This window comes from Bifidobacterium aerophilum, assembly GCF_010667685.1.
Taxonomy (GTDB): domain Bacteria; phylum Actinomycetota; class Actinomycetes; order Actinomycetales; family Bifidobacteriaceae; genus Bifidobacterium; species Bifidobacterium aerophilum.
The window spans coordinates 1-13,745 of the sequence record NZ_WHZW01000012.1; the positions used below are offsets into that span (position 1 = coordinate 1).

Below are 13,745 nucleotides of genomic sequence, written 5' to 3' on the forward strand. Positions count from 1 at the left end.
ATAGGTTTAGGCACCACCCATTCTGCCTAGAAGCCTCTAACTATTCCCACCCCTCCATCAGAACAGCAAACACGGTCCCTGTTCTCGTATTCGGTGAGCAGGTCGAGGCGCTCCAATATGAAGAAGTCGCTCTTCCCGTATTCTGATTCGTCGATAGGGTAGTCGTCGGGGAGCATGCCTTTCTCCAGTGTTGTCCTCCCGTCCATCCGATACAGGGCAACGAGCCTGGTGATCGATCCCTCGCCCGCGAAGACCATCCAATAGCGATGATTCTGACAGTACTTGCGGTCCTTCGGATTCATGATGGCGGTGCATTGGTCGACGAAACCCCGGTTGACGTACTTCTCTGTAATTTCCGTGGAATGCCGTATCAGAACCACATCGTTGGGTTCCAGTCCGATTTTCCTGATCAGATCGATCGTTCCCAGTCTCACGCCTGTCCTTTCGGTTGAGTGATGTCCATCTCCTATTGTCGCCCTGTACTTTGCTTCCATTGTCTCAGCTGCGCATCTCATCCGGTAGATATGTGGCGCACCGTCGCCGCAACCAGGACGACGTGGCCGGCGGCGGATATTCGGGAAAGGGACGTCGCCCGAGGGGTCGGCCGGTTCGCCTGGTTAAAATGAGCGGTAGTTTTCTACCGGTCTTGGCTTGGCGGTTGGTCGCCGTGATGCCGGGGATGGAAGGTGTGCGTATGGCAGTGGTGGCTCGTCCGACTCCTCCCACGTCGCAGATCGTGGTCGGCATCCTCGAATTGCTGGATGGCCACACGGATCGCGAGCATGGGGTGAGCGCGGCCTGGATTGCCGAACGACTCGGGGTGACCGAGAAGACCGTGCGTGGGCATCTACATACATTGGAGGAGATCCAGCCGTTCGGGCGCCGGATCGGACGGATCATGCGTCGTGATCTGGAGCATGCTGAGAGCGCCGATCCGAGGCCGGGCTGGTATATCGAGCCGGTGTTCGGTACCGCGCAGATGCGTCTGCTCGCGGATGGCGCGGGCATCTCCCGTTCGGATGGCGACTACCTACGTGATCTGATCGCCAAGGTGTATTCGTTCGCCGGCCGTTCCGCGCATGTCGACGACATGGGCGGAACGCGCACGCCGCGCAACTACAACCGTGAGTTCCTCAACAACATCGAACTGTTGAACGACGCCATCGACCACGAGAGATCCATCGGCTTCCATTACTGCACGTACGATGTGGACGGTTCGCTCGTGCCGCGGCGTGACACGAAGGGCGACGTAAGGGAATACCGTGCGGACCCGTACCGGCTGATGTACCGGAACGGCAAGTACTACCTGATCTGCCACATGCAGTCGTACGAGAGCCTGTCCTACCTGCATGTGGAGTGTATCCGTGACCTGAGGGTCGACGGGGATGACCATTCGGTCGAGCGTACGCTCGAAAGCTTCAACCCGCATCCTGGCGTCCCGTTTGACCTGGACCGGTATATGGGGGAGCGGCCGTATCCGATGAGCGAGACGGCCGTGCCCATTCACCTGAGGATCAGCAAGACGCTGGAGCCCGTTTATGACTGGTTCGACGACGCCAAGGTCACGCGGCTCGACGGGGACGTGTACGACGTGTGGATCATGGCCAACGAGTACGCCGTCCTGTGCTGGGTCCTGCAGTACGCCTCGACCCGGCTCATCGAAGTGCTCTCACCGCAATCCCTGCGCGAGTCGCTGCGTGATACGGGAGCCTATCTCGCCGGGCTTTACGCCGGGGCCGTGTAGAGAATCGCCGGCTTACGGCCGATCGCGTGATGTATGCACATATATGGATGATGGCCCGTCAAGGAGAATCTGCACAATATCGCCGAACGGTACCTTCTGGACTGAGGCAAACCGGTCTCGTCCGGAGCGGGCCGGTCCGCTCGCAATGGGTGCCGCCTATTCGGTTGCCGTGTGACGGGACATGCGGGAGATCCGAACCACGTCGAGTGCGACGGTCAGCCCACGCTTGAGGTCCCGCATCCATCCGGCGGTCAGGGGCAGCGTATGGCTTGACGATTGTATGGTCAGGAAACCGGTCGCGCATGTGGTCGCGCTCTCCAGTGTGGCGAGATGGTCATTGACGGGTTCCACCATCTGCTCCCATCTGGCCATCCTGACACGACTTCCGTCGGGCAGGGCGCAGGTGCCGGCGGAGAAGTTTATGCCCGTGATGCCCTGCCTGCCGATGCGGGCAAGATTGTCCAGCAAGGCAAGCAGGTCGTCCATCCGCCATTCGGCGTCATCGCAGGAGGATGCCGCGACGAAAGACTTCCACCAGTCGTGTTCGGTCTGTTCCGGTTCGTCCGATTCGAAGGCGGAGATCATGGTACGTCCGTTGATCCGGTCGATATCCGTGTCCGCGCCGATGACGGCGTCGATGAAGGCCTGCAGATGTTCGGTCGCGTGACGGCGGTCCTCCCGGGCCATGCTTTCCAGATGGTCATGGTCGAGCACGTCATACGAGTCGACCTTGATATCGGTTGTCCATTCGAGATAGGTGCACATGACCGGTCCCTCCTCCTGTGGCTGCGGATGTCTACAACATAGGCGGACATCCGATTAGGCGGTACATATCTACCGGGAAATGCGATTGATGAATGCGTGTGCCCTTGGTTCGCGCCCGCGTTCCCTCCGTGTTGCGTGGCGAGTCGCTCAGTTTGCACTTCTTTTGTGCCACGGTAGGGAAAAATCAGCGGAAAATCGTTGCCGTGGCACGCTCGTTTGCCACGGTAACGACGGCAATCGATTAACGCGCGAACCGGGACAATGCATATCTTCGCAAAACCGCGGAATTCCGCCATTCCTCAAAATGACGGCATTTCCCCACCATCGCGGTACTTGCCACGGTAGCCCAAAAACACCCAAAATCCGCTACCGTGGCACATCAACGCACACCAGCACACCCACCACGCTATAGGAATGACGCCAAATAGAGCACATGCCAGAGAACCCACAATTTGCCTATACCCCGTCATTAAGGGTGCGGCGTTCCTGACCAGGTGCTGCACCCGCAACCTTGAACCCGACGCGGCAAACGATCTGCGAGCGCTCGCCGGCCTGCGATGGATGTCGTGCGCAATGACGCGGCGGCACTCGGGATAAAACGCGGTTAACGAGGTACGTAAGTGGGTACGGCGAGCGTCACGTGGCCTGGTTGATCAGTCGAACAGGGCTTGATCGAAGGACGGATAGCCGGCGGAGAGCGCTGCGGCGGCGTGGGCGGCGATCAGACGGGCGAGGGCGCGCATGGATTGCGTGTGGGTTTCGGCGGCGGTGGTTGCGGAAGCCGATTTCGTCGTGGCCGCCGTGTCATTTCCGGTATTGTCCGCCGTCGTGCCGGCGGCATTGCCGGTGTCGCCCGACTGTCCGGCGATGGCGGTCAGTTCCTCACGGGCGCAGTTGATCTCGGTCACGGCGTAGGCGGTGGCTGCAAGTCCGGTGGCGGGGTCGGTGATCGTGCCGGTCGCGTCGGCTGCGTCAATCAGCTTGCTGACGTCATAGACCTTGCGCCGCGGGTCGTCAAGGGAGCCGGACGTGCCGGATTCGGCCAACGACATCAGCCGTTCCCCGATCGCCTTGTGCGTATCGGCCATGGACAGCGTCGCGTCTTCGGCGCCGCGCGCGGTCAGGACCTCCACGGCGAATCCTGCGCGATCCTCGGCCAATGCCATGCCGGTCAGCGCGTTCGGTTCAAGCATGCCGGTCGCGATCCTGTCTAGCTCGTCCCACGGCGAATCGTCGGTGAGCGTACCGTCGCCCGTACCGTTGTTCTCGGCATCCGCGTCGCCGGTTCCGGTTGTTTCGGACGCGTTGGAGTCATCCGAAGTCGTGCCGAACGGACCGGCGATGACAGTGGCGATCAGGTCTGCCTGCGCGGCGCGGATCGTTCCTTCGTCGAACCGGTCGGTGCACGTCGCGGCGACTTCGATCCATTGTGATCGCGCGACGTCGGCGGCATGGTAGCGCAACGGAGTCGGCTGCGCGGCGTCGCTCGCGATATCGTACTGTTCGGACGCCTGATAGTAGGCCTGTTCGCAGTCGCTCAGCGTCTGTTCGGATTCGGCGCGGCCGGCGAATCGTGGGGTCGTGCATCCGGACAACGATGCGAGCAGCGCCGCGGTGCAGATACCGGCAAGACACGCCGTCAGACGACGTTTGCGGACAGTGACCGTACGGCCGCGGGTAGCGGTTTCGCGCGGTGGGAACAACTGTCGGCGTGTCTGCATGATTTCCTACACTAATAGTTGACTGTGACCATAGGGGCCCTAGCGCTCGGAAATAACTTCATAGGAGGTCTTGACCCATGGAACTGGACCTGACGGGAATCCATCAGCTTGCCGCTGGACAAGGCATTGACACCGAGACGCTGGACGCTGCACTGTCCGAAGCGCTTCGTCTCGCTTATCTGAAAACTCCGCACGCCGCCAAGCACGCCCGCGTCGAACTCGATGCGCGCGCCGGCACGTTCACCGTCTGGGCGCAGGATGAGATCCCGTCCGAGCCCACCGAAGACAACCCGCATCCGGCTCCCACGCTGGGCGAGGAATACGACGACACCCCCAAGGACTTCGGCCGTCTGGCCGCCGCGACCGCGCGCCAGGTCATCACGCAGCTGTTCCGCAAGGCCGAGGACGACCGCATCTTCGGCGCGTTCTCCGGCCAGAAGGGCAAGCTCGTCACCGGCATCGTGCAGCAGGATGTGAAGGATCCGAGCAACGTGCACATCGCGATCGGCGACGTCGAGGCGATCCTGCCCCGCCGCGAGCAGGTGCCGGGCGAGCGTTACCGTCACGGCGAGCGTCTGCGCGTGTACGTGGTGAACGTGGCCCGCGGCATCAAGGGGCCGGAGATCATCGTGTCCCGCTCCCACCCGGAGCTGGTGCGCCAGCTGTTCGAGCGCGAGGTGCCGGAGCTCGTGTCCGGCGCGGTGTCGATCATGGCGATCGCGCGTGAGGCCGGCGCCCGCACCAAGATCGCGGTGCGCGCCAACACCGAGGGCGTCAACCCGAAGGGCGCGCTGATCGGCCCCGGCGGTGCGCGCGTGCGTGCCGTCATGGAGAACCTCGGCCCGGAGAAGATCGACATCGTCGACTGGTCCTCCGACCCGGCGAAGTTCGTCGCGTCCGCGCTGTCGCCGGCCGTGTGCACCGGCGTTCAGGTGATCAGCGAGAAGAACAAGACCGCGATCGCGTTCATCCACGACGACCAGCTGTCGCTGGCGATCGGCAAGGAAGGCCAGAACGCGCGTCTCGCCGCGAAGCTGACCGGTTGGAAGATCGGCATCGAGTCCGCGGAGGCGCACGCCAAGAAGCAGGCCGACTCCGCGCAGTGATCTTACGCGGATCTTACGTGTCCCGGTCCTTCTCGTCGAAGGATCGGGACACGTAAACTTCGGGCGTGTTGCACCACGCCCGCACATCCAATGGCACGAGTATGCTTATTTCGGAATCCGAGCATGGTCGCGCCGCGCGGTCATGCCTTGAGACGAATACGAGGTAAGCACGATCATGGTCGCACGATGAGACGTCGAATGATGAAACGTCGCACGGACACTCAATGTAGGCTCTCGACAAACACACAGTGACCGCCGTCTTCATACGCGCGGTTCGGATAGGAGAAAATTTAGTGGCGAAAGCACGCGTGTATGATCTGGCCAAGGAACTTGGCGTGGAAAGCAAGGACGTCCTTGCAAAACTGAAGGATATGGGCGAGTTCGTCAAATCCGCATCGTCGACCGTCGAAGCGCCGGTCGTCCGTCGCCTCAAGGCGGCGTTCCAGGGGGATACCAAGGGCAACGGCAAGGCTGGGGAGCCTGCCCGCAAGCCCGCCAACCATAATGCTCACAATGCCGGCAACGCCGCGCCCAAGGCTCCGTCCGCCCCGAAGCCGGCCGCCAAGCCCGCGGCTCCCGCGTCGTCCGGCCAGTCGGCTCCCGTGCCGACTCCGCATGTCCCGGTCGCCCCGAAGCCGGTCGCTCCGGTCCCGGGCATTCCGAAGCCCGCGCAGCACATGCCGCACCCGCAGCGCGACGACCGTCGTGACAACCGTCGTGACAGTCGTGACGAGCGTCGCGGCGAGCGTCGTGACAACCGCAACGGTCAGCCGCGCGGCGATCGCAACCATCAGCAGCCGCGTTCCAACGGCGGTGCCCGTCCGGGTGCCCCGGTGCCGCACGCGCCGCGTCCGTCCGGTCAGCCGGGCCAGAACGGTTCCCAGGCCGCGGCCGGCAACGGCGTTCCGACTCCGGGCCCGCGTCCGGGCAACAACCCGTTCAGCCGCAAGCAGGGCATGCGTACGCCGACGCCGGGCGATATCCCGCGTCCGCATCCGATGGCGCGTCCGAGCGCGAACAACAACGAAGGCGGTCGTGGCCGCGGCGGTCGTCCGGGTCAGGGCGGTCAGCGCGGTGGCTTCCGCGGTCGTCCGGGCCAGGGAGCGCAGGGCGCTCCGCGTCCGGGCCAGTGGGGCCATAACCGTCCGGGGCAGGGCGGTGCCCAGGGCGCTCGTCCGGGTCAGGGCGGCGGCAACCGCTTCGGTGCCGGCGCGCAGAACAGCTCTCCGAACAACGGTCCCGCACGCGGTGGCCGCGGCGGTCGTGGCGGTGCCGCGGGCGCGTTCGGACGTCAGGGCGGCAAGTCTTCGAAGGCGCGTAAGAACCGTCTCGCGAAGCGTCAGGAGTTCCAGGAGCTGAAGGCTCCGGTCATCGGCGGCGTGCGCATCCCGACCGGCAACGGACAGACCGTCCGCCTGCGTCAGGGCGCGTCCCTCGCCGATCTGGCCGAGAAGATCAACGTCAATCCGGCGGCCCTCGTCACCGTGCTGTTCCATCTCGGCGAGATGGCCACGGCCACGCAGTCGCTCGACGAGTCCACCTTCCAGATCCTCGGCGAGGAAATCGGCTGGAACATCAAGATCGTGTCCGCCGAAGAGGAAGACAAGGAGCTGCTCCAGCAGTTCGACATCGATCTGGACGAGGAGGAGCTGCAGGAGGACGAGAACCTCAAGCCGCGTCCGCCGGTCGTCACCGTCATGGGCCATGTCGATCACGGTAAGACCAAGCTGCTCGACACCATCCGTCAGACCAACGTCGTCGCACGCGAGGCCGGCGGCATCACGCAGCGTATCGGTGCGTACCAGGTGACCGTCGACCTCGACGGCGAGAAGCGCAAGATCACGTTCCTCGATACCCCGGGCCACGAGGCGTTCACCGCCATGCGTGCCCGCGGTGCCGAGATCACCGACGTCGCGATCATCGTCGTGGCCGCGGATGACGGCGTCATGCCGCAGACCGTCGAGGCCATCAACCACGCGCAGGCGGCCCACGTGCCGATCGTCGTGGCCGTCAACAAGATCGACAAGCCGGGCGCGAACCCGGACAAGGTGCGCGGCCAGCTCACCGAGTTCGGTCTGGTGGCCGAGGAGTACGGCGGCGACACCATGTTCGTCGACATCTCCGCGAAGCAGAACATCAACGTGGACAAGCTCCTCGAAGCCGTCCTGCTCACCGCCGACGCAGATCTCGACCTGCGTGCGAACCCGGATATGGACGCCCGCGGCGCCACCATCGAAGCGCGACTCGACAAGGGCCGCGGCGCCGTGGCGACCGTGCTCGTCCAGCAGGGCACCCTGCACATCGGCGACGCGATCGTGGCAGGCACCTCATACGGCCGCGTCCGCGCGATGCTCGACGAGAACGGCAACCACATGAAGGAAGCCGGTCCGTCCACGCCGGTGCAGGTCCTGGGCCTGACCTCCGTGCCGACCGCAGGCGACCTGTTCCTCGTCGCCCCGGATGACCGCACCGCGCGTCAGATCGCCGAGAAGCGCCAGGCCACCGAACGCGCCGCGCAGCTCGCCAAGCGCCGCAAGGTCGTCTCGCTCGAGTCCCTCAAGGAGCAGTTCGCCAAGTCCGAGGTCGACATGCTCAACATCGTCATCAAGGGCGATTCCTCCGGTTCCGTCGAGGCGCTGGAAGATTCCCTGATGAAGATCGAGGTGTCCGACGAGGTCGGCATCCAGGTCATCCACCGCGGCGTCGGCGCGATCACGCAGAACGACGTCAACCTCGCCACGGTCGACAAGGCCGTCATCATCGGCTTCAACGTGCGTCCGAACCGTCAGGTCGCGGACCTCGCCGAGCGCGAGGGCGTGGAGATCAAGTACTACTCGGTCATCTACAAGGCGATCGAGGACATCGAGGCCGCGCTCAAGGGCATGCTCAAGCCGGAATACGAGGAGGTCGTCACATCCCACTCCGAGATCCGCGAGATCTTCCGCTCCTCCAAGTTCGGCAACATCGCCGGCGTCATGGTGCAGGACGGTGAGGTCAAGCGCGGTACGAAGTGCCGTATCCTGCGCAACGGCGTCGCCACGGTCAACGATCTGGAGATCTCCTCGCTGCGTCGTTTCAAGGACGACGTGCAGTCGGTCGCGGAAGGCTACGAGGCCGGTATCAACCTCGGCACCTTCAACGACATCGAGGTCGGCGACATCATCGAGACCTTCGAGATGCGCGAGATCGAACGCAAGTAGCGTCTCTCTTGGCTCCCCCTGATAGGGGGAGCCGGCTGCGAAGCAGACTGAGGGGGGTCCACACGGCATATACGCTGGTGAGCCCCCTCAGTCGTCTACGACGGCATCTCCCTCTGGAAGGGGGGATACGGAACACGAGAAAAGGAACACCATGCCCGGAACCAACCCGCGCGCGGCCCGTATCGCCGCGCTCATCCAGCGCGTCATCGCGTCCAACATGGAGGCGCAGCTGCACGACAAGCGCCTCGCGAACGTGACCATCACCGAAGTGCGCGTCACCAACGACCTGCAGATCGCCAAGATCTACTGGACGCAGCTCGGTCACGAAGGTCACGAGGACGGCGAACGCAAGCGCGCCAAGCAGGCGCTCGAACAGGCCAAGGGCCGTCTGCGCTCGCTCGTCGGCACCAAGGCCGGCCTGCGCCTGACCCCGCAGCTGCAGTTCATCTTCGACGAGGTGCCCGGCGAGGCCACCGAGATCGAGGACATCCTCGCCGTCGCCCGCAAACGCGACGAGGAACTGGCCCGCGCGCGCGAGACCGCGCAGTACGCCGGCGACGCCGATCCGTACAAGCATCCCGAGGAGCGCGACGATGACGACTTCGGGGACGATGAGGACGGTTACGAAGACGACGATTTCGACGGCGATGATTCGTCCGATGACGCCGTTGAGGTCGAAGAGGCCTGAGCGACTTGGCTGATTCGCGACCATCCCAGCCGTCCGGGCTGCTCGTCATCGACAAGCCGCAGGGCGTGACCAGCCACGATCTGGTCGCGGCCGTGCGCGGCGCGTTGCACACCAAAAAGGTAGGCCATGCGGGCACGCTCGACCCGATGGCCACCGGCGTGCTCGTCATCGGATTCGGCAACGCCACGCGGCTGCTCAACGTCATCGTCGACCATGACAAGACGTACGAGGCGACGATTCGGCTCGGCCGGTCCACGGACAGCGACGACGCCGACGGTACGCTGCTCGAACCGGCCGAGGCTATGCCCGCATCGCTCGACGGCATCGACCGTGACCTCATCGAACGTACGATCGCCGAGCGTCTCACCGGTCCGATCGAACAGGTGCCGAACACGTTCTCCGCGATCAAGATCAACGGCCAGCGCGCCTATGACCTCGCCCGTGACGGCAAGGACGTCGAGCTCAAGGCCCGGCCGGTCACCATCCACGCGTTCGACGTGCTCGGCATGCGTGCCGGAGTCACCGATGCGACGCGCACCGACGGACCGCTGATCGGCCCCGACGACGCCGATGACGCCGGCGTGACCGTATTCGATGACGTCGCCGGCGGCGGTACCGACGAACCGTCACGGCAGCACGGCATGGTCCCGGTGATCGACCTCGACGTGCGCGTCAGCTGCTCGGCCGGCACGTATATCCGTGCGCTGGCGCGCGACCTTGGCGTGCTGCTCGGCTGCGGCGGCTACCTGACCCGTCTGCGCCGCACGCGCGTCGGCCGGTTCGACCTCGCCTCGCCGGAGTTCTCCGGTCGCGTCGCCACCGCCCATGTCGAATCGCGCACGTTCACGAACCGTGCGGGCGAAACCGTCACCCGCAACCGCGCCGTGCTCGACCAGACCGGAGACGAGCTGCTGGCATCGCATGCGCTGACCATGGTCGAGGCCGTGAAGATGACCATGCCGACGGTGGAAATCACCGGAGAGGACGCCGCGAACCTGCGATTTGGCCGCCGCATCCCCTATGACGTCCATGGACCGACCGCCGCGTATGTGCCCGATCCGTCCGGCGACGATCGGTCCGGCGACGTGGCCGCCATCATCGAGCGTGCCAAGCGTGGTGAGGCCAAGCCCGTCGTCGTGTTCGCCGCCGGCTGATCTTCCGGCTGATCCTTCCGCGCAGACCAACGCCGACAGTCGGGAACGCGTTGGCTTGCGCGCAGGATGACATCCCTCTAGGCCGCTCTGGGCACACCAGAATGAGGTCGAGTACACTGTCATAGGAACGCAACGCCCCCGAATCATACGAATTCATACGAAGCATACGAACCGAACGCCGAACAAGAGGAACATCATGAACATCACCCGACTCACACCCGATCCGACCGGACTGGTTGACTGGCCCACCCTGAGCAACGACCGCAAGTCCGTGGTGACGGTCGGCGTGTTCGACGGCATGCATCGCGGCCATCAGGCGGTGATCGGACGTGTCGTAGAACTCGCGAAACAGTATGATGCGTTCTCCGTCGTCGTGCTGTTCGATCCGCGGCCGGGCCTCGTGCACGGCTATGCCGCCGCTCACGACGGCGCGGAACCGGGCGACGACGTGCGCGACGTGCAGGCGCTCACCGGTGTGGACGAACGCCTGCGCATGATGCGGGATCTCGGTGTCGATCAGGTGCTCGTCGTACGGTACACGCTCGCCTTCGCGGCGAAGTCGTACCGCTTCTTCCTCGGTCAGATGGTCGGCAAGCTCGGCATGCGCACGCTGGTGCTCGGCCAGGATGCGGCAATGGGCAAGGACCGCGCCGGCGACGTGAAGGCGATCGCCACGCTGTCGGCCGCCACCGGAGTGTTCGAACTCGACGTGGTGGACGATCGCGGGCCGGGCCATGTGCGCATTCCCGCCGACGCAAAGCCGCAGATGCCGTCCGAATGGGGCGAACCGGCCGATCCGTTCGCGGCGATGACCAAGGCCGAGCTGCGCGCGTGGAGCAAGAAGCATCAGGCCAGGTTGCACCGCACCTGGAGCTCCACGAACGTGCGCTACCTGCTCGGTCAGGGCCGCATCGTGGACGCGAACGAGATTCTCGGACACCGCCACGCCATCGAGGGCACGGTGGTGCACGGCGAGGAACGCGGCCGCACGATCGGATTCCCGACCGCGAACCTCGACGAGGCCACGGTGACGGGATACCTGCCGGTGGACGGCGTGTACGCGGGTTGGCTGGTCGACATGGGGCCGGCCGATAGTGCGGACGGCAACGATGATGCGCTGACTGACCGCGTCGCCTCCGATGACAAGGCTCGCATTGCCGACGGTTCCCCGTGGCGTTGGCCGGCCGCGATCTCGATCGGCACGAAGCCGACGTTCAGCGAGAAGACCGGTCTGCACGAGCGCGTGGTCGAGGCCTATGCCATCACCGGCGATTGGCTGGAACTCTATGGGCATCGCGTGCGCGTCGAATTCACCGGATTCCTGCGTCCGCAAGTCAAGTTCGATTCGGCCGACGCGCTTGTGGCCGAACTCGGCCGCAACGTCGAGGAGACCAAGCGTCTGACCGCGTGACCGGTGACGGCGCGATGGCGCGTCGTCGCGCCGAAGTCATCATGATTCCGCCCCGCTGGGATGGTCCTCAGCGGGGCGGAATGCGTGTGAGACCAAGGAACTGCCCCGCTGGGACGGAGCTTTGCGGGGCAGACCGGCGAAGTCATCATGAATGTGCCCCGCTGGGAAGCATCCCAGCGGGGCACAATGCGTATGAGATCGGGAAACAACCCCGCGCGGACCCGCGCAAAGGCAGCTCCCGGTCATTCAGTGCCGGAAATGCGCGAAGAACTCGCGCGTCTCCGGATCCTCGGACTCGTCCATCACCTGCTGTGGCGTGCCGTTCTCGGCGATCACGCCGCGACGCAGCAGCACGATACGGTCCGCGGCGTCATGCGCGAAGCTCATTTCGTGCGTGGCCATCAGAATCGTCGTGCCCTGCGATTTGAGCTCGGCGACCATGCTCAGCACCTCGCCCACCAGCATTGGGTCGAGCGCCGACGTGATCTCGTCGAGCAGCAGCAGTTCCGGATCGGTCATCAGCGCACGCGCGATCGCCACGCGCTGCTGCTGACCGCCTGACAGCTGGTCGGGATACGAGTTCGCCTTTGCGCGCATGCCGATGCGGTCGAGCAGCTCCAGCGCACGCGTCTCGGCGCGATCGCGGTTCCAGTGATGCACCTTGATCGCGGCCAGCGTGACGTTCCTGAGCACCGTCATGTGCGGGAACAGGTTGAACTGCTGGAACACGACGCCCACGCGAGCACGGATCTTGTCCTGGTTCGCCCGCGGATCGGTGATGTCGGTGTCGCCCAGCCAGATCTGGCCGTCGTCGACCTGCTCGAGCAGGTTCACGCACTTCATCAGCGTGGACTTGCCGGAGCCGGACGGGCCGAGCAGGGCCACCACCTCATGCGGCTTGATGTCGAACGAAATGCCGCGCAACACCTGAGTGGATCCGAACGACTTGCGGATGTTGTCCAGCCGCAGCACCGGCGTGGGCGTGGTCGTGACCAGCCCGTCGCCGGCGCCGCTGATGTCGGCGATCGTATGCTCGCTCATACCGTGCCTCCGCTCTGCTCACGTTTGCGCAGCCGTTCCGAATACCAGTCGTTGAGCAGGATGAACGGCACGCTCATCAGGATGAACAATAGGCTCGCCACCACGTACGGCGTGAAGTTGTACGAGCTTGCCACTTCGATCTGCGCCGCGCGCACCGCGTCCACCGCGCCCAGCACGGAGATGAGGCCGACGTCCTTCTGCATCGAGATGAAATCGTTCATCAGCGCGGGTGCGACCTTGCGCAACGCCTGCGGCACGACCACCAGCCATGTCGTCTGGCCGGCCGTCAGGCCCAGCGAACGCGCGGATGCGCGCTGCGAGGGGTGCACGTCGTTGAAGCCGGCGCGCAGCACTTCGGCAACGTATGCGCTGTAGCCCATGATCACGGCGATGGTGCCGAGCAGCGACGGGTCGATGCGCTGCTTGGTCAGCTGCAGGCCGGGGATGCCGAAGCCGATCAGATACAGGATGACGATCATCGGGATGCCGCGCATGACGGTCGTGTAGATCGCCGCCAGCGCGCGCAGCGGGAACATGACCGGGCTTTTGCTGGTGCGCACGAGCGCGATCAGCGTGGCGAAGATCGCGACGCCGATCACGGCGACGACCAGGACCTTGAGGTTGAGCCACAGGCCGTCCAGCACTTCGGGGAACGACTTGGCGAAGTATTCGGCTGAGAAGAACGTCTGCCTAACACGCGGCCAGCCCGGCGACATCTTCAGTCCGACGACGATGATGAGAGCCAGCACGATCGTGCTGACGAGACTCGTGACCACCGACTTGAGCTGCTGCCGGCGTCGGTATTCACGGCGTGAAAGTTCGACCTCGCTCACCGGCGGCGTTGCGTCGGCGGCGAGGTCTTGCTGGATGTGCGAATCGACCATGATAGCGATTCTATTGCAGTGGGCGAACCGG

At 64.5% G+C, this 13,745-nt stretch carries 11 protein-coding genes; 6 read left to right on the plus strand and 5 right to left on the minus strand.

Annotated features, from left to right (window positions below; translation table 11 throughout):
• Nucleotides 1–26: 26 nt before the first annotated feature.
• On the minus strand, nucleotides 27–434 hold the full coding sequence (locus GFD25_RS06535) for a hypothetical protein (RefSeq protein WP_163231144.1): 408 nt from the start codon (nucleotides 432–434) through the stop codon (nucleotides 27–29).
• A gap of 260 nt (nucleotides 435–694) precedes the next feature.
• On the opposite strand from GFD25_RS06535, the gene GFD25_RS06540 reads away from it, so the two are divergent.
• Nucleotides 695–1,744 (plus strand): helix-turn-helix transcriptional regulator, encoded by a 1,050-nt coding sequence (locus GFD25_RS06540; RefSeq protein WP_163231146.1) that lies wholly within the window; start codon nucleotides 695–697, stop codon nucleotides 1,742–1,744.
• Nucleotides 1,745–1,900: 156 nt separating this feature from the next.
• Here the strand turns inward: GFD25_RS06540 and GFD25_RS06545 are convergent, their stop codons facing one another.
• Together GFD25_RS06545 and GFD25_RS06550 are read right to left on the minus strand one after the other, a co-directional pair.
• Complete coding sequence (locus tag GFD25_RS06545) at nucleotides 1,901–2,509, minus strand: hypothetical protein (RefSeq protein WP_163231148.1); 609 nt, start codon at nucleotides 2,507–2,509, stop codon at nucleotides 1,901–1,903.
• Nucleotides 2,510–3,162: 653 nt separating this feature from the next.
• A complete protein-coding gene (locus GFD25_RS06550; protein WP_163231150.1) occupies nucleotides 3,163–4,230 on the minus strand; it encodes a hypothetical protein in 1,068 nt (355 codons plus the stop codon).
• Between the two features lie 77 nt (nucleotides 4,231–4,307).
• Between GFD25_RS06550 and nusA the strand changes: the two genes are divergently transcribed.
• The 5 genes from nusA to ribF all read left to right on the plus strand — a co-directional run bounded on the left by nusA (nucleotide 4,308) and on the right by ribF (nucleotide 11,789).
• Nucleotides 4,308–5,336 carry a transcription termination factor NusA gene (nusA, locus tag GFD25_RS06555; protein ID WP_163231152.1) on the plus strand — a complete coding sequence of 343 codons (1,029 nt, stop codon included), beginning with the start codon at nucleotides 4,308–4,310 and terminating at the stop codon, nucleotides 5,334–5,336.
• 293 nt (nucleotides 5,337–5,629) lie between these two features.
• Nucleotides 5,630–8,536, plus strand: coding sequence for a translation initiation factor IF-2 (gene infB / locus GFD25_RS06560; RefSeq protein ID WP_163231154.1), 2,907 nt, complete (start codon nucleotides 5,630–5,632; stop codon nucleotides 8,534–8,536).
• A 151-nt stretch (nucleotides 8,537–8,687) separates the two neighbouring features.
• Nucleotides 8,688–9,224: a 30S ribosome-binding factor RbfA gene (gene rbfA / locus GFD25_RS06565; protein WP_163231156.1), complete on the plus strand. Its 537-nt coding sequence runs from the start codon at nucleotides 8,688–8,690 to the stop codon at nucleotides 9,222–9,224.
• 5 nt (nucleotides 9,225–9,229) lie between these two features.
• Nucleotides 9,230–10,378 (plus strand): tRNA pseudouridine(55) synthase TruB, encoded by a 1,149-nt coding sequence (gene truB, locus GFD25_RS06570; protein ID WP_204314807.1) that lies wholly within the window; start codon nucleotides 9,230–9,232, stop codon nucleotides 10,376–10,378.
• 196 nt (nucleotides 10,379–10,574) lie between these two features.
• The gene (gene ribF / locus GFD25_RS06575) at nucleotides 10,575–11,789 is read left to right on the plus strand and encodes a bifunctional riboflavin kinase/FMN adenylyltransferase (protein WP_163231158.1); all 1,215 of its coding nucleotides are present in this window, start codon (nucleotides 10,575–10,577) and stop codon (nucleotides 11,787–11,789) included.
• A gap of 246 nt (nucleotides 11,790–12,035) precedes the next feature.
• Here the strand turns inward: ribF and GFD25_RS06580 are convergent, their stop codons facing one another.
• A complete protein-coding gene (locus GFD25_RS06580) occupies nucleotides 12,036–12,830 on the minus strand; it encodes an amino acid ABC transporter ATP-binding protein (protein ID WP_239512450.1) in 795 nt (264 codons plus the stop codon).
• Nucleotides 12,827–13,714 carry an amino acid ABC transporter permease gene (locus GFD25_RS06585; RefSeq protein ID WP_163231160.1) on the minus strand — a complete coding sequence of 296 codons (888 nt, stop codon included), beginning with the start codon at nucleotides 13,712–13,714 and terminating at the stop codon, nucleotides 12,827–12,829. Before GFD25_RS06585 ends, GFD25_RS06580 begins: the two co-directional genes overlap by 4 nt.
• Nucleotides 13,715–13,745: the final 31 nt, after the last annotated feature.

Bases quoted from the DNA above. Each gene is read 5' to 3' on its own strand.
- ribF (WP_163231158.1), top strand. From the start codon at position 10,575: ATGAACATCACCCGACTCACACCCGATCCGACCGGACTGGTTGACTGG.
- GFD25_RS06545 (WP_163231148.1), bottom strand. From the start codon at position 2,509: ATGTGCACCTATCTCGAATGGACAACCGATATCAAGGTCGACTCGTAT.
- nusA (WP_163231152.1), top strand. From the start codon at position 4,308: ATGGAACTGGACCTGACGGGAATCCATCAGCTTGCCGCTGGACAAGGC.
- GFD25_RS06585 (WP_163231160.1), bottom strand. From the start codon at position 13,714: ATGGTCGATTCGCACATCCAGCAAGACCTCGCCGCCGACGCAACGCCG.
- GFD25_RS06540 (WP_163231146.1), top strand. From the start codon at position 695: ATGGCAGTGGTGGCTCGTCCGACTCCTCCCACGTCGCAGATCGTGGTC.
- GFD25_RS06550 (WP_163231150.1), bottom strand. From the start codon at position 4,230: ATGCAGACACGCCGACAGTTGTTCCCACCGCGCGAAACCGCTACCCGC.
- GFD25_RS06580 (WP_239512450.1), bottom strand. From the start codon at position 12,830: ATGAGCGAGCATACGATCGCCGACATCAGCGGCGCCGGCGACGGGCTG.
- rbfA (WP_163231156.1), top strand. From the start codon at position 8,688: ATGCCCGGAACCAACCCGCGCGCGGCCCGTATCGCCGCGCTCATCCAG.